11 protein-coding genes are annotated in these 16,137 nt (G+C 55.9%); 1 reads left to right on the forward strand and 10 read right to left on the reverse strand.

What is annotated here, in order from left to right; translation table 11 throughout:
- Positions 1–200 precede the first annotated feature (200 nt).
- Positions 201–1,877: a YbaL family putative K(+) efflux transporter gene (ybaL, locus tag DBY73_RS11675; protein WP_112011300.1), complete on the reverse strand. Its 1,677-nt coding sequence runs from the start codon at positions 1,875–1,877 to the stop codon at positions 201–203.
- Positions 1,878–2,109: 232 nt separating this feature from the next.
- Positions 2,110–3,312 carry an MFS transporter gene (locus DBY73_RS11680; RefSeq protein ID WP_112011301.1) on the reverse strand — a complete coding sequence of 401 codons (1,203 nt, stop codon included), beginning with the start codon at positions 3,310–3,312 and terminating at the stop codon, positions 2,110–2,112.
- A 165-nt stretch (positions 3,313–3,477) separates the two neighbouring features.
- On the opposite strand from DBY73_RS11680, the gene ushA reads away from it, so the two are divergent.
- A complete protein-coding gene (ushA, locus tag DBY73_RS11685) occupies positions 3,478–5,130 on the forward strand; it encodes a bifunctional UDP-sugar hydrolase/5'-nucleotidase UshA (RefSeq protein WP_112011302.1) in 1,653 nt (550 codons plus the stop codon).
- Between the two features lie 110 nt (positions 5,131–5,240).
- Here ushA and ybaK read toward each other — a convergent pair whose 3' ends face one another.
- The 8 genes from ybaK to DBY73_RS11725 form a co-directional block, all read right to left on the reverse strand.
- Complete coding sequence (gene ybaK / locus DBY73_RS11690) at positions 5,241–5,720, reverse strand: Cys-tRNA(Pro)/Cys-tRNA(Cys) deacylase YbaK (RefSeq protein WP_112011303.1); 480 nt, start codon at positions 5,718–5,720, stop codon at positions 5,241–5,243.
- Positions 5,721–5,920: 200 nt separating this feature from the next.
- Positions 5,921–6,715, reverse strand: coding sequence for a TraB/GumN family protein (locus DBY73_RS11695; RefSeq protein ID WP_112011304.1), 795 nt, complete (start codon positions 6,713–6,715; stop codon positions 5,921–5,923).
- A 50-nt stretch (positions 6,716–6,765) separates the two neighbouring features.
- Entirely contained in the window at positions 6,766–9,264 is a 2,499-nt protein-coding gene (gene copA / locus DBY73_RS11700) for a copper-exporting P-type ATPase CopA (protein WP_112011305.1), read from the reverse strand.
- Positions 9,265–10,917: 1,653 nt separating this feature from the next.
- Entirely contained in the window at positions 10,918–12,642 is a 1,725-nt protein-coding gene (locus tag DBY73_RS11705; RefSeq protein WP_112011306.1) for a hypothetical protein, read from the reverse strand.
- Between the two features lie 3 nt (positions 12,643–12,645).
- Positions 12,646–13,188 carry a hypothetical protein gene (locus DBY73_RS11710; RefSeq protein WP_112011307.1) on the reverse strand — a complete coding sequence of 181 codons (543 nt, stop codon included), beginning with the start codon at positions 13,186–13,188 and terminating at the stop codon, positions 12,646–12,648.
- A complete protein-coding gene (locus DBY73_RS11715; RefSeq protein ID WP_112011308.1) occupies positions 13,160–13,882 on the reverse strand; it encodes a hypothetical protein in 723 nt (240 codons plus the stop codon). The genes DBY73_RS11710 and DBY73_RS11715 overlap by 29 nt, the downstream gene beginning before the upstream one ends.
- A complete protein-coding gene (locus DBY73_RS11720; protein ID WP_112011309.1) occupies positions 13,872–14,456 on the reverse strand; it encodes a tail fiber assembly protein in 585 nt (194 codons plus the stop codon). The genes DBY73_RS11715 and DBY73_RS11720 overlap by 11 nt, the downstream gene beginning before the upstream one ends.
- Complete coding sequence (locus tag DBY73_RS11725; RefSeq protein ID WP_112011310.1) at positions 14,456–16,135, reverse strand: phage tail protein; 1,680 nt, start codon at positions 16,133–16,135, stop codon at positions 14,456–14,458. The genes DBY73_RS11720 and DBY73_RS11725 overlap by 1 nt, the downstream gene beginning before the upstream one ends.
- Positions 16,136–16,137 lie beyond the last annotated feature (2 nt).

A 16,137-nucleotide genomic window follows, 5' to 3' on the forward strand; every position in this document is an offset into this window, starting at 1 on the left:
GCACGAGGTAAAAGCAAAACGGCAACCGATGGTTGCCGTTTTTAGTGTTTTTTCCCCTCTCCCCGTGGGAGAGGGCCAGGGTGAGGGCATCAGGCCGCACGAGGTAAAAGTAAAACGGCAACCAATGGTTGCCGTTTTTAGTGTTTGTTCCCTCTCCCCGTGGGAGAGGGCCAGGGTGAGGGCATCAGGCCGCACAAAACTTACCCCGTCACCGCCTCTTCTACCGGCGGTTTCTCCAGCAGCGTGTACATCGTATTTGCAATCTCACGCTCGCCCATCACCACCTGATTTGCGCCGCGCTCGGTGATGTACTCCACCTCGTCGTCATAGTGCGCGCGGGCGATAATCTCGATGGTCGGGCATTTTTCTCGGGCGGTAGCCACAATCTCGCCTGCTTCATAGCCGTTAGGGATGGTGAGCAGCAGCCAGCGGGCGCAGTCCAGATGCGCCAGATTCATGATCTCTTCGTTGGCCGCATTGCCTAACACCGCGCGAATGCCGCGCTCGCGCAGCTCGTCAACGCGGGTGCGCGACGTCTCAATCACCACCAGCGGAATGCCCTGCGCCATCAGCTTCTCGCCGAGCAGGCTGCCCACGCGGCCAAAGCCGACCAGCAGCGCGTGGTTGCAGATATCCACCGGGATCTGCTTCTCTTCTTCCGTCGCCTCTTCCAGCGTTTGCTCTTCAAGCGTTTCGGTTTTCTCGAGGTATTTCTCCAGCAGGGCAAACAATACCGGGTTGAGCATAATCGAAAGTATCGCCCCCGCCAGCACCAGGTTTTGTCCGGCCTGCGGCAGCAGGTTTAGCGCCATGCCCAGGCCCGCCAGGATAAAGGCAAATTCACCGATCTGCGCCAGGCTGGCGGCGATGGTCAACGCCGTGCGCGGCGAGTGGCCAAACATCCGCACCAGGAAGAAGGCGGCAACCGACTTACCAAAGATAATGATCGCCAGCGTGCCTAATACGGCCAGCGGCTGCTGAATCAGGATCAGCGGGTCGAACAGCATCCCCACGGAGACGAAGAACAGAACGGCGAACGCGTCGCGCAGCGGCAGCGTGTCGTGCGCGGCACGGTGGCTCAGCTCCGATTCGTTCAGCACCATCCCGGCGAAGAACGCGCCCAGCGCGAAGGAGACATCGAACAGCTCGACGGCGCCGAAGGCGATACCCAGCGCCAGGGCCAGTACGGAAAGGGTGAACAGCTCGCGCGAGCCGGTTGCCGCGCTGCGGGACATGATCCACGGCACCAGGCGACGGCCAACGAGCATCATGATGGCGATGAATGCCACCACTTTACCGATGGTAATACTCATATCCAGCGCCAGCGAGGCTAGGCCGACGTTGTCTTTTTCCATCATTCCGGCGACGGCGGGCAGCAGAACCAGCGTCAGCACCATCACCAGATCTTCAACAATCAGCCAGCCAATGGCGATTTGCCCACGCTGGCTGTCTATCAGCTGTCTCTCCTCAAGCGCGCGCAGCAGCACCACGGTGCTGGCGGTTGAAAGACACAGCCCAAAAACGATGCCGGTCATCAGCGACCAGCCCAGCAGGGCCGAAAGCGCCATCCCCAGCAGCGTCGCCACGCCAATTTGGGCGATTGCGCCGGGTATGGCGATAGCCTTTACCGCCATCAGATCCTTCAGCGAGAAGTGAAGACCCACGCCAAACATCAGCAGAATCACGCCTAATTCCGCCAGCTCAGGAGCCAGTTTGGTATCTGCAACAAAACCCGGCGTAAACGGACCCGCCAGCACACCCGCTAACAAATAGCCTACCAGAGGCGAAATACGCAGTTTATTGGCAATCATGCCGAGGATAAAAGCAAGCACAAGTCCACCAACAATGGTGGTGATAAGCGGTGTGGCGTGGTGCATTCCGTCTCCTTTCGTTGTGGGTGTTCCATTTTTGGCTAAAAAACCAAAAAACCGAGTAATAGTTTATGACAATTTATACGCTTATGTTTATGAATTATTGTTGAAGTTTGATTAAAACAGCAATATGCAGGAAAAAAAGCAGATTTTGCTACATTGCGAGGGGACAGGAAGAAGAAACCCTTATGGTATCAGGGTATCGGGCCGCCAAAGTTAAACTTTAGCGGCCCTTAATTTACGCTTTGTGACGGTTGTCAGGCAGGAATATGGTCAACATCCCAAGAAGTGGCAGGAAAGCACAGATTTTATAGACCAGGAAGATGCTGGTGTGATCTGCAACCATCCCCAGCACCGCTGCACCAAGGCCGCCCATCCCGAAGGCAAAGCCGAAGAACAGCCCGGAAACCATGCCGATCCGCCCCGGTAACAGCTCCTGCGCGTAGACCAGGATGGCCGAGAAGGCCGACGCAAGGATAAAACCAATGATCACGGTTAAAATTCCCGTCCACTCAAGGCTTGCGTAGGGCAAAATGAGGGTAAACGGCGCTACGCCGAGGATAGAGCCCCAAATGACGTATTTACGCCCAATCTTATCGCCCACAGGCCCGCCAATTACCGTACCGGCGGCCACCGCAAACAGGAAGGCAAAGAGGTGAAACTGCGCATTTTGTACCGATATTCCGAATTTTTGCATCAGATAAAAGGTGTAATAGCTGCTGATGCTCGCCATATAGAAGTATTTTGAGAAAATCAGCACCAGCAGGACGCTGACGGCCAGAATAACCTTGTTGCGAGGGAGGGGATTGATTACCTTTGCTACAGGTTTGCCTTTGTTGACGCGGTGCTGAGCGGCGTACCAGCGGCTGATCTGAATCAGCACGATAATCGCCAGCAGGGCGGCCAGCACAAACCACGCTACGTTGCCTTTGCCGTAGGGAGCGATGATGACCGCGGCCAGCAGTGGCCCCAGGGAACTGCCGAAGTTACCGCCGACCTGGAACAGCGACTGCGCCAGGCCGTGGCGGCCGCCGGAGGCCATGCGCGCCACGCGGGATGATTCCGGATGGAACACCGACGAGCCGGTGCCCACCAGCGCTGCCGCCACCAGCACGGCTTCGAAGCTGCCCGCCATCGCCAGCAGCACCAGCCCGCTTAGGGTGAAGCACATGCCAATCGGCAGCGACCACGGCATCGGATATTTATCCGTCCAGTAGCCCACCACCGGCTGCAGCAGCGAGGAGGCGAGCTGGAAGGTAAGGGTGATCATGCCGATCTGCACGAAGGTTAATGAAAACTCTGACTGCAGCAGCGGATAGATCGCCAGTATTAACGACTGGATCATATCGTTGAGCAGATGAGAGAGACTGATTGCGCCTAATACCTTAAAAGAGGTGCGCGACGTTGGCGGCGACGCCGGGGTTGATTCGCTGATTGCCATAAATACCACGTTGTTTTGTTATTAGAAGTGCAGGGAGTCATTATTATCCGACTAACATACCCGTCCGTGACTTTTGATGAAAGTCGCAATTCTGAAAACATATTTGTCTATTCTTATTACTCATTGTAATTTTTGCGTTTGTTTACGGGTCAGGGAGAGAGAGAGATGAAATTAATGAAGCGTGGCGTTGCGCTGGCGCTGTTCGCCGCATGGGGCATGGCAAGCCTGCCGGCGCAGGCCTACGAGCAAGATAAAACCTATAAAATTACTATCCTGCATACCAACGACCACCACGGCCATTTCTGGCGCAGCGAATATGGCGAATACGGTTTGGCGGCGCAGAAAACGCTGGTGGACGGTATTCGCAAAGAGGTTGCAGCGCAGGGCGGCAGCGTGCTGCTGCTTTCAGGCGGCGATATTAATACCGGCGTGCCGGAATCGGATTTACAGGACGCGGAGCCGGACTTCCGCGGCATGAATTTAATTGGCTACGACGCGATGGCCGTCGGCAACCACGAGTTTGATAATCCGCTCTCCGTTTTGCGCCAGCAGGAAAAGTGGTCCAAATTCCCGTTCCTCTCCGCCAATATTTACCAGAAAAGCACCGGCGAACGTCTGTTTAAACCCTGGGCGCTGTTTAAGCGTCAGGATCTGAAAATCGCGGTGATCGGCTTAACCACCGACGATACGGCGAAAATCGGCAATCCTGAATTCTTTACCGATATCGAGTTCCGCAAACCGGCAGATGAAGCGAAGCTGGTGATTCAGGAATTGCAGCAGAACGAGAAGCCGGACGTGATTATTGCCACCACGCACATGGGTCATTACGACAACGGCGAGCATGGATCAAACGCGCCGGGCGACGTGGAGATGGCGCGCAGCCTGCCTGCGGGTTCGCTGGCGATGATTGTAGGCGGTCACTCGCAGGACCCGGTGTGTATGGCCTCTGAGAATAAAAAGCAGGTGGACTACGTGCCGGGCACGCCGTGCGCGCCGGATCGTCAGAACGGCATCTGGATCGTTCAGGCGCACGAGTGGGGTAAATACGTTGGCCGCGCGGACTTTGAGTTCCGCAACGGCGAGATGAAGCTGGTGCACTATCAGCTCATCCCGGTCAACCTGAAGAAAAAAGTCACCTACCCGGACGGGAAAAGCGAGCGCGTGCTGTACACCCCGGAAATTGCCGAGAACCAGCAGATGCTCTCCCTGCTGACGCCGTTCCAGAGCAAGGGCAAAGCGCAGCTGGACGTGAAGATCGGCACGCTCAACGGCCGTCTCGAAGGGGACCGCAGCAAGGTGCGGTTCGTTCAGACCAACATGGGCCGCCTGGTGCTGGCCGCGCAAATCGCCCGCACCAACGCCGACTTTGGCGTGATGAGCGGCGGCGGCATTCGAGACTCCATTGAAGGCGGGAACATTACCTATAAAGACGTGCTGAAGGTGCAGCCGTTCGGCAATATTGTGGTGTATGCCGACATGAGCGGAAAAGAGGTGATTGAGTACCTGACCGCCGTGGCGCAGATGAAGCCGGACTCCGGGGCCTATCCGCAGTTTGCCAACGTCAGCTTTGTCGCGAAAGATGGGCAGCTTAACGATCTTAAAATCAAGGGCGAGCCGGTCGATCCTGCCAAAACGTACCGCATGGCGACGTTAAGCTTTAACGCCACCGGCGGCGACGGCTATCCGCACATCGATAACAAACCGGGATACGTCAATACCGGCTTCATCGATGCGGAAGTGCTGAAGCAGTATATTCAGCAAAATTCGCCGATTGACGTAAATGCCTATGAGCCGAAAGGCGAGGTGAGCTGGCAGTAGTGGTGTGCGGCCTGATGCCCTCAGCCCACAGGGAGAGGGCGCGAACACAAAAAAACGGTAACGTCTGTTACCGTTTTGCTTTTACCTCGCAGCGCCACCGGGCAATTTTCTCAATCCCTGCGCGCAATATCCGCGAACGTCGCATCCAGCATTTTCGCCAGATCGCTCGCCGCCAGCTCAATATCCAGCCCGCGCTTGCCGCCTGAGATGTAGATGGTGTCAAACCCCTGCGACGGGGCATCAATCAGCGTCGGCAGGCGTTTTTTCTGCCCGAGCGGGCTGATCCCGCCGACCAGATAGCCGGTCGTGCGCTGCGCTACCATCGGGTCCGCCATATCGACTTTTTTCGCGCCCAGCGCCTTTGCCACTTTTTTCAGATCCAGCTGTCCGGCGACGGGCGTTACCGCAACGGCGAGGTGTTTCATATCACCGTTGACCGCGACCAGCAGCGTTTTATATACCTGGTCCGCGTTCAGACCCAGCTTGCGCACCACTTCGTCACCAAAGTTGGTCTCGTGCGGATCGTGATCGTAGGTGTGGATCGTGAAGGGAATCTTGTTTTTTTCGAGTAATTTAACGGCGGGAGTCATAGCTATCCTTCTTACGACAGACAATTCATGCTGACAGCATACGCCTGACGTTTGTCTAAAAAATAGCACCATCTTGCGCATATAGTATTGGCAGTGATGGTCACTTTGAGCGACAATCGGCTCAACCGAAGGTCTCCTTCGGCATAATAAAAACGATGAAATTCCTCTTTGACGGGCCAATAGAGATATTGGCCATTTTTTTATTTCAGCAGCGACGGCAAGTTTCCTTCTCCGTACAAATGCAGCGCCCCAACCGCCACCACGTATCGCCCGGCCGGCAGAGCATGCAGCATCTCTCGCCAGGCCCGATTGCGCGCGTTCATCAGCACATCATACAGCGACTCGCTGAACGTTGACGGGAGCAAGAACTTTCCGTCCGACGGCGGCGCGTCCAGCCACCAGCCAATCATCGTTTGCAGCAGCCGGGCGTTGGTGTGCCAGTGGGTCAGCGTATCGTCCAGCAGCATTTTGCCATCGTCCGGCAGCTGGCGCAGGAGCGCTATCTGGCTGTCCGTTCCTTCCAGCTCAATGATGGGAAGACTGCGCGCCCTTGCCACATTCAGCAGCTGGTAATCTATGCCGTAATCACCGCGCAGACCGAGACGCTGCGCCTGCGTTGCCTGTAATACCATCGCAATTTGCCACAGCGGCAGGGCGTCTATCATGGTGAGCGAGACGCCCGTCTCATCCGCGACGCGCGTCAGTTCCGCAAGCCGGGTTTCATCAAGGCGTTCCGCCAGGGGAAGGGCGCTCTCAAGACCGGCAAACGGCGACTCGTGGCCAGAGATATCCGCCTCAACGACCAGCGCATCGGCGTGCTTCAACAGTTTAATCAGGCCGGGCGGCAGGGGGGACATATCCTGCGTACCCATGTGAATACTGCCGACCAGGTGCAGGTGTTGCCCGGCGGGGAGCGTAATATCCAGGCCGGGCCAGGCGTAACGGCGGGGGAACAGGGCGCGAAACGATGTTTTTATACGATGAAACAGACCCATACGCGCTCCATGATCGGAAAAGTTCATGCTAGCGCGTACGGGTACAAGGTTCAATCCTTCGGTCTAAACCGCAGCAGCCGGTTGGCGTTGCTCACCACGGTGATGGAGGAGAGCGCCATCGCCGCGCCCGCCACGACCGGATTCAGCAGGGTGCCGGTGAGCGGCCACAGGATCCCGGCGGCAATCGGAATGCCGAGGGAGTTGTAGATAAACGCCCCGAGCAGGTTCTGCTTCATGTTGCGCAGCGTGGCTTTTGAAATCGCCAGCGCGTCCGCCACGCCCATCAGGCTGTGGCGCATCAGCGTGATGGCCGCCGTTTCAATGGCGACGTCGCTGCCGCCGCCCATCGCAATCCCCACGTCCGCCTGAGCCAGCGCGGGCGCGTCGTTGATGCCGTCGCCAACCATGGCGACCTGACGCCCCTGGCCCTGCAGCCGCTTAATCGCGTCCGCCTTGCCGTCCGGCAGCACCCCCGCAATCACCTCGTCAATGCCCGCCTCTTTGGCGATGGCGTTGGCGGTGGTCGGGTTATCCCCGGTCAGCATCACCAGGCGATAGCCCGCGCGGTGCAGGCGCTCAAGCGCGTCGACGCTGTCCTGGCGCAGCGGGTCGCGAACGGCAAGCAGCGCGGCGGCTTTGCCGTCAACCGCGAGCAGAACCGGCGTAGCGCCCCGGGACGCCTGGGCCGTCAGTTCGCCGTCGAGCGCGGAGGTATCGATGCCGTTTTCATTCAGCAGCGCCTGGTTGCCCAGCAGCAGCGCATGGCCTTCGGCGTCACCGCTTACGCCAAGCCCGCGCAGGGTACGGAAGTTGGTCACCTCCGGCAGGGCCGCATCACCCGCTTTGTCGAGAACAGCGCGCGCCAGCGGATGGCTGGAGCCTTGCTCCAGCGCGGCGGCGAGGCGCAGCGCGTCGGCGTCTGATAAGCCAACGGCAGTCACGGACACGACCTGCGGCTTGCCTTCCGTCAGCGTGCCGGTTTTATCAAACACCAGCGTATCGAGCGTGCTGGCGCGCTGCAGGGCGTCGGCGTCGCGCACCAGCACGCCGAACTCGGCGGCGCGACCCACGCCGGAAATAATCGACATCGGCGTCGCCAGGCCAAGCGCGCACGGGCAGGCGATGATCAGCACCGTGGTGGCAATCACCAGCGTGTAGACAATCTGCGGCGCCGGGCCGAAGACGTACCAAATCGCGGCGCTCAGCAGGGCGATCCCCACGACCACGGGCACAAAAATGGCGGAGATTTTATCGGCAAGCTGGCCAATTTCCGGCTTGCTGCTCTGCGCCTGGCGCACCATGCGGATAATGCGCGACAGCGTAGTGTGGCTGCCGACCGCGCTGGCGCGGAACAGCACGCTGCCGTCCTGGACGACCGTCCCGGCATGAACCGCATCGCCCTGCGATTTTTGCTGCGGAATCGGCTCTCCGGTGAGCATCGCTTCGTCCAGCCAGGCTTCACCCTGGGTTATTTCACCGTCCACCGGGACGCGGTCGCCGGTGGTCAGGCGCAGCGTCATGCCGGGCTGAACGTCAGACAGCGGCACGCTTTTTTCACCGTCGTCGGTGACCACGCGCGCGGTTGGCGGGGTTAAATCGAGCAGTCTTTCCAGCGCTTTTGAGGAGCGCTGGCGCGCGCGCGCTTCCAGCATATGGCCTAAGTTAATCAGGCCGATAATCATCGCGCTCGCTTCATAATAAAGATGGCGCGCTTCCATCGGGAACCACTGCGGCCAGACGTTAACGCTCATCGAATAGAGCCACGCTGCGCCCGTGCCGAGCGCAACGAGAGTGTCCATCGTCGCGGTGCGGTTTTTCAGGCTTTTCCAGGCGCTGGTGTAAAAATGCCCGCCCGCGAAGACCATCACGCCGAGCGTGATCAAGCCAATCACCAGCCACAGCGTGCGGTTGTCGTCGGTGACCATCATGTTGTCACCGATCATGCCCCACACCATCACCGGAATACCGACCAGCAGGGCGACAATCGCCTGCCAGCGGAAGCGCTTCATGGTGGCGATGGCGGTTTCCTGCTGGCGCTCGCGGCGCTTGAGGTCGTCCTCAATCGCTTCTGCGCCGTAGCCGGCTTTTTCTACCGCCTGTACCAAATCCGCGGCGGAGGCGTTGCCCATCACCAGCGCAGTGCGCTCCGCTAGATTCACCCGTGCCTGCGCGACGCCCGGTACGGCCTGCAAGGCGTTCTGTACCCGGGAGACGCAGCTGGCGCAGCTCATGCCGTTGATCAGCAGCTGTTGGCTGTCATCAATATCATCCGCTGCCGGAAGCTCAGTGGTGGCCGCTGTCAGTGCTTCCGACGGGAGTGATGACTCTGCCAGCGGTTTAGCCTTTGGGTGGCTCAGCTCCGCCCCGTAACCCGCCTGCTTAACGGTATCGATCAGCGCATCCGCGCTGGCGCTGCCGGTAACCACGGCGCTATCGACAGTGACTTCAGCGCTTTCCACGTCTGGGCGCTGTTCCAGGCTTTCTTTTACCCGTTTGACGCAGTGGCCGCAGGAGAGGCCGTCCAGCGTCAGGTTGATAATGTGAGACATAACAAAACTCCCGTATAATATTCTGGTCAGTTGTTGACCGGAGTAACGCTTTTCGCTAACTGTTATAAAGGTTAAACCTTCCATCAAGGGGAAGGTCAAGCTTTTAAATTGCTGATTGAAAGGGATTTTTAAAATCAGCGTCCACATAGCGTCCACACTTCGACAAAAGTGTCCACATTACAAAGACAAAGCCTCGCAACGTAGCGGGGCTTTCTTATGCCATAAGAAAAAGAAAACTGCCGACTTTGCTTTTGCCAATAATAAAAATGCAAAAAAGGCCGCTGGTCTATGATAGCCCCAGCGGCCTTATTTACGTTTCCAGCGCCTTAGTTACAGAATGCGCGGATCAACTCTAGCAGCGCTAGTAACGCCCTGAGAGTGATGATTGCAATATCAATGAATGCTTTCACCCGTTTGCTCCTTGTTATAGGAGCACGATCTACCGACTTTCACCCTTAGGTTGCCTGTCCAGCCAGTTCCCGTCATTTGTTAGTTGATTGGTATCGTGCGCCAAGCCCAGGCACCGAATTGGCACTACCCGCATCGGCCAGGACTTACTTAAAAACAACAAAGTTTAAAAAAGATTTCCCACAAGCCAGTGTAAATCTTCATGGGCTTTTAACGCATCACCGCTAACGAGGCGATTATAAGGCGATTATTGTAGGTTTCAATCTGTTATCGGTAAGGGGGGAGATTTAAGGACAAAAAAAAACCCAACTAGTGAGGTTGGGTTTTTCTTAGTTATCATCGCTATCTAGTGTTGATAGCAGCACGATACCAATCAACTAACGGTATTAGTCTAATACTATTCCCACCCGATCACAACCTGTCACGCCGTACTGACCTGATAAACGCAAAGTGGCATTTGTCGCACCGTTCGTCATCCAGCGGGAATAACCTTTCCAGAAGTGTACGCCGGACCTTGCAGTCCTGGCAAAATCTTAAACCCAATACTTTCATGATGTTGGCCCGTCGTTATTTTTACGGTAACCCTATTGCCTGTGGCGTTGTTCGTCCAATTGCTTTCATAGATCAATTATCTGCAATTGATCGTCGCTACCGATCAAGCGAAGCGACGGAAAGGCCAGCACATGCCCCAGTTTTGAGAGACGCGCACCCGCCAACCATCGCAGATCCTTTTCTCAAAATTGCGTAACGTTTTGCAAAACGAAAGCGGGGCCGAAATGCTCCCAAAGCCTTGCGCCTCAAGGCTTCGCGGCCATCCTGAAAAAATTACCCTGAACGCTGGCGCTCATATTTGATCGTGGCGGAAAGTAAAACGATCCTTTTAAAAACATCATGTTAACCAATCGGTTAGGTGATACCGGCGCGGCAACTTTTGCAAAGTGCTGCAAATCCTTGCGCGGTGTGCAAACGCCAGAAGACCGCAGAAGCCCAGCAGCGGCGCGGGCTGGCGGGGTGCTTTGCGCAAAAATTCTTTTGCAAAATTTTTACGATCCAAATACCGCAGGCGGGTGCGGTGTAGCGCCGTTTCCGTCTCGGATCCGCTTCCGTCTGCGCTCTGTCGCTTCGTCTCTGGGGCGTGGTTGAGCGAATGCAAAAAAGGCCGAACGTTGTCGGCCTGTCGTTTTTGCTCTTGATGTGGGGCGTTCTGCGGCGTCTGGTGATGGGGTGGTTTTCGCCTGCTTTTCGTCAGGCAATCAAAGGGCTGTACTTCGCTTTTAAATTGCTCGCTTTAGTAGCCGTTCCGGTGAACTGCGATGCCTGGCCGCTGGCCCCAACACTTGGGTGCGTGTGGGCCGCGCATATCTGCGCCAGTTCGCGGACAACGTCCAGGGTATCGGTCAGCAACGTCAGGACGTTGATTTCCTCACTGCCCAGCTTAACGGATGCTCCGATCAACTGCTGCGCAGCTGCAATGCTTTTTTTAATGCCGGTGATTTTCTCTGTAAGCGCTCCGCCAATAGTGAGATCGACTTCACCCTTGATGTTGTCTTCCAGCATGCCGCCGACGTCACGTCTGACGTTCTGGCCAACACTGACAGAATTGTCCTTGCTGCAGGTCACTGTCAGGTTGCCGGACGTGCCGACGCAGTAATCCCCTTCGCTTACATGTACAACCGCACCGGCCAGAAGTGTGACCGGCCCCAGGACCGTGGTTTTATCCGTCGCCTGGATTGTCGTTTCACGGGCTACCAGCTTGCGGCGTTCATCATCGGCGGTCACTTCACGCGTCATTGACGTCTCGCTAATCGTCTGGTCAGTCTGGCGAATCCAGTCACCGGCCACGGTCACGCGCTGCGATACACCGTCGCGCTGTTGCTGCAACTGTTCGCCAGGCTTCACCGATGGCAGGTTATGCCCCTGCGGCATGATTTGGCGGACAAACGGTTTATCCTGGCGGCCCTCAACGAAGCCAACTTCAACCAGCGTGCCAGCAGGCGGAAACTGGAACATACCCGACTCACTGCCCGCCATTGGAACCGGTAGCGGCACAGCCGTGTAAACCGGAGTGTTGGCGGCGGGGTTGCCGTCCTCATCCAGCAATTGCAGATCCACGGCATAGCGGGGCCGGAAAGGATCTGCAATATTGCCCCCGGTAACGTCTTCGCTGGGCGCTTCAACTCTCGCCATTTTTGGCAAATGCAACCCGGAAGCCAGTTCTGGAAAGGCGCTTTCAATCTGTCGCTGGACGGGTGATTTTTGCAGTGGTTTACCGGTGGCCTTATTGCGGGGCAACCAGGTGATGGTCATATCGTCGTTAGTTAGCTGGACCTGGCTTAAACGCTGCCCGTTTACCTCCGCTCCCGGTCGCAGGCTCTGGATCATTGGCACAACCATTGAATTACCGGCAGCGGATGCCTGGCTAAATTCGTGCGGGATATCCACCGGCTTTCCGGCAAAAAGGCTATCCGCAGCCGCGCCGGTGAATACCGCACCGTCCGGCAACTGATACCAGACATAATCTTTAATTGAGAACGCACGGCCCAGACTCGCCAAAAGCTGATAGCCGGTTCCGCTGTGGGTAAAGTGGGGAATTGGCTTATCAGCGTAAGCCGCGCCCGCAGGTGGGGCGACGTTCAGCCCGCTTTGCTCCGTTATCCAGTCAGTGATCTGGCGTAACGTTGGATGCTGGAAAGAACATGGCCACAGCTTATCGAACACGCCGACAAGCTCACGAACGAATAAACGGCATGTGCCATTATCCGCGGGCTGCGAACGTTCAACATAGCCAGTAAACCAGCGCAGGACCAACCCGTCATAGCCAACATCAAGGCGCACCATTTTTCCGGTGTAATCCGTTTCGGTGCTGGCCGTGATGAATCCACGCCCGCAGGCGTTTAACTCCAGCACGATATTACAGTCAACAAGATGGACCGGGTCACTTGAAAGGAAAAGGCGTTTTATTGGCTTCATGGCTTACCCCAGCGCATCGTTAACAGGTTTCAGGACCTTTTCTTCAAACCAACTCATTTTGTCGGCTGGCTCGTCGGCAGCGGAAGCGCCGCCACCGCCCGCCGCGCCGGTTTGCTTGGTGCTGGCCGTGGCGTTGCCTTTTCGCGCCTGGCGCTTTTCAGGCACGCTATTTTTTTCACGCAACGTAAAACTCACCTGCCAGGCGAGACGGTCTTCCTGTGGCACGGCATCAATCTGGCCGGTGAATGTGGCTTCGCGGAAATTGATTGCGGTCGCTGTAGCATTGGCTACGCGGTAGGTTTTTAATGCTCCGCTTGTTTCGGTTGCAGAAGCTAACTGGAAAAGACGCTGTAAAACTGCCTCGTCGTCAAAGGTAACCAGCCCAGAAACGCGCAATTCTTTGGCTTTGATGCCCTGTTCAGAATTGGTCGTGCTCGATGTCTGGCCCGACTGGTCTTTTTCCTGAAATTGCATTGAAGGGGAAACAAGCATGTTTTGCATGGCGATCCCTTCACCATCAAGTGCGAGTAATGCGGCCTGGCTCATTTATCATTTTTCCCAAATCAGCAAGTGAATCGCCAATAAATAACATTGCTGCGGTGTGCACGGCAGTGGCCTGCGGAATGCCTTTTAACAACTCTATGGCCGCAGCCCGATAATTGCCGGTGTAACTGAACGACCATATTTTTGCGCTGGCTCCCTTCAGTTCATCCATTGACTGGCTAACCGAAGAAAGCAGCTGCGCGCGCGACTTCATGAAATCAATTATCTGGCTTTTTAACCCATCGGTTGTGGTGCTTACTGCGGCAGCAAGTTGCGCATCAGCAATACGCTGCGCATTTAAAGCAAGCCGGTTTGTCGCGACGGACAAAGGCGCGGCGACCGGCAGAGAACTGACTTTCGGCGGCAACTGCATTTTTACTGCGCTCAGTTCGGCGGCCGCAGCGGCCATGCGGCTAACTTGTGTAAATGCCGGGGCAGGGAAGACCGTTGCAAGCTGGCTCAGGGCTTTCATAAATGCATCATGCGTTGTCTCGGCGATCATCATCACGATGACATCGCCGCTTCCACCGGTGCTTGTTAATTTACCTGCGAGATAACCCAGCGCATTAGCCGGACTAAGATAGCCACCAGAATCAGCGGACTGACCCAAACCATAAACCCATGGGTGTGCTGGAACGATGGAGCACGTTATTGCACCAATCGCATCGGTAAAGGCCAGGCGAGAATCACGCCACATTATCAGGCTCCTCCGGCCAGATAATTTCATCACCGGTAATTTCAACACGACTCAGCAGGACGCGATATTTTTTCCACTCAGTCAGCAGGATGGATTCTTTTTCCGTTGCCATTCCCAGATCAATCGCATCCTGAAACAGTGAAATCTGTTCGCTGGCCCTGGCGAGTAGTGAAGCTTTTGTACTTATCGCAGCCTCATGCATCGCAGATTGTTCGGCTTCAACATCTTTGACCCAGGCTTTGCCGTTCCATTTTTGAAACTCACCGGCAGGTGTTTTTTTCGTAAAGAGGTCTGGCAAGGGCCCCAACTCAAGAATTAAAAAACTTTCGCCGGTTTCAGTGCTGTAAACCGTTTCGCCGCGATGGTCTTCAACCAAAGACCATGACTGTGATTCATCAGAAAACACAGCGACTTTCCCTTTGGTCGTTTTTGGCGGCGCAATGCTGGTGCAATCAGCAGGCAGCCCGGTGAAAGGGGGAATATATGCATCACCTTCCCCAATAAATTCTCGCGTGTCTGCGCGCAGGTTATAAACCCTGATAGTCCGGGCCTCTTCATTCATTTCAAATTCCATCAGGCAAGCCTCACTAAATAGTTGAATGCAATGTTTTTAACGGTCGTTTCGGCATTACCTGCCGCAGAAACAGTAATGTTGTGAGTGTGCGATCCCAGAGCGACAGAATGGGCGTGCGCCCCCATGACGACGGAATGACCATGCGCTCCTATGGCTACGGTGTGCGTATGCGCTCCGATAGCAACGGTATGCGTATGCGCACCGGCTGAACTGGTATTGACGTTGCTGTAGCTGTCCAGCTCGTAATAAGTACCCGCAGACCCTTTTCGCCCCTGGTAACCAGGCAGATTCATTTTCTGGAACGTGTGGGTATGAGCACCGGCTGAACTGGTTGTTTTTGTCCCATAGTCAAACGATGAGGATGTCTTCGTGCCCAAATCGGTGTTTGTTGTGGCCTTTGTTCCCAGGTCTGTGGATGTTGTCGTTTTTGTTCCGAGGTCAGTTGCCGCAGCCGTGGCTGTGTGGGTGTGTGACTTGTTGCCGTCCTGCTCATAGGAAAGAACGTTACGGCCCGATGCTGGCTTGCCTTTAATCGTCCAGTTACGCATGTCAGGAATAACGCCTGACGGATAGGCGACGGCCAGCAAAGGATAGGCGGCCTTATCAAAAGATTGCCCCTGCATAATGGCATAACCTGTTGGCGTTACGTCTGACGGCCAGGGGATTGGTGCGCCCACAAGATAAAATCGTGGGTCATCACCCGCAGCAACCGCTCCGGCAGACATTCCTACATCCAGCAGCGCAGCGCCTTTTAACTCCAGCGCTTTGCGCGCTTCTGGCTTTGAGGCGAGATCACTCAGATTTAACGAGCGCTGTACAAACTTGCTGCCTAAATCTGGAATGGACTGTGCCACAGGCCGCAAGTCAGTGATTGCGCCCTTGTCATCAATGCTGGCAAGCGCGAATACAAAGTGTTTCTCGCCGTTTTCAATATAATCAGCCTGCTCTGCCGCGACAGTGATTTTACTTTTTACCGCCCATTCGCTGGTAAGCGTTCCCGACCATGAAACATCGAGCCAGATTTTCGTAGGCATAGCCGGAACTGAAATATTCAGGCTGGCGGCAAGTTCGGTCCTCAACCCTGCAACATAACCCGCCCCCTTTGTCACATAAAACTGGGTTCCCGTTTTGGCAACCAGATAGCCCGCACCAAAGAACGCGGCCTCGCCATAGATATCAATGTTTTCCCGGCGCTGGCGTTCGTCCATAGAGGCCAGGCGCGCGGTAAAATCAATCTGCCAGGTTTCAGCAGGCGTAGTGATCTCGGTAGCTGATTGCGCGCCGCTGTATTCCATGAGCATGGAGCGAACCAGCACGTTCCCTTGTTGGCCGCTGGCATTTTTAATTTTGCGCTGGGTCGGGGCATGAATAATCATCGCAACTGTGCTGGTCGCTTTGTTTATCAGACCGATCCAGTTGAAATCGAAGTCGCCGACGTTTGCGCCCAGCGTCACGGAATAAACAACTGAATCAGCATTTACCACGCCGGTTTTACTCACGGCCTGCCGATATACAATTTTATCTGCTGCGGGCAACCCTTCGGTGTTGTCAATCGGCTTTTCAACGTCCAGATCGGGAATATAAGCAAAAATAAACTCGTCCAGCACCACAGGCTTATTATCCACGGCCTGCTGTGCTTTCCAGTTAACAAATGCCTGTGTAATGACGGCTTGTGACATTT

The sequence above is a fragment of the Enterobacter sp. RIT418 genome (assembly GCF_003057745.1).
Taxonomy (GTDB): domain Bacteria; phylum Pseudomonadota; class Gammaproteobacteria; order Enterobacterales; family Enterobacteriaceae; genus Enterobacter.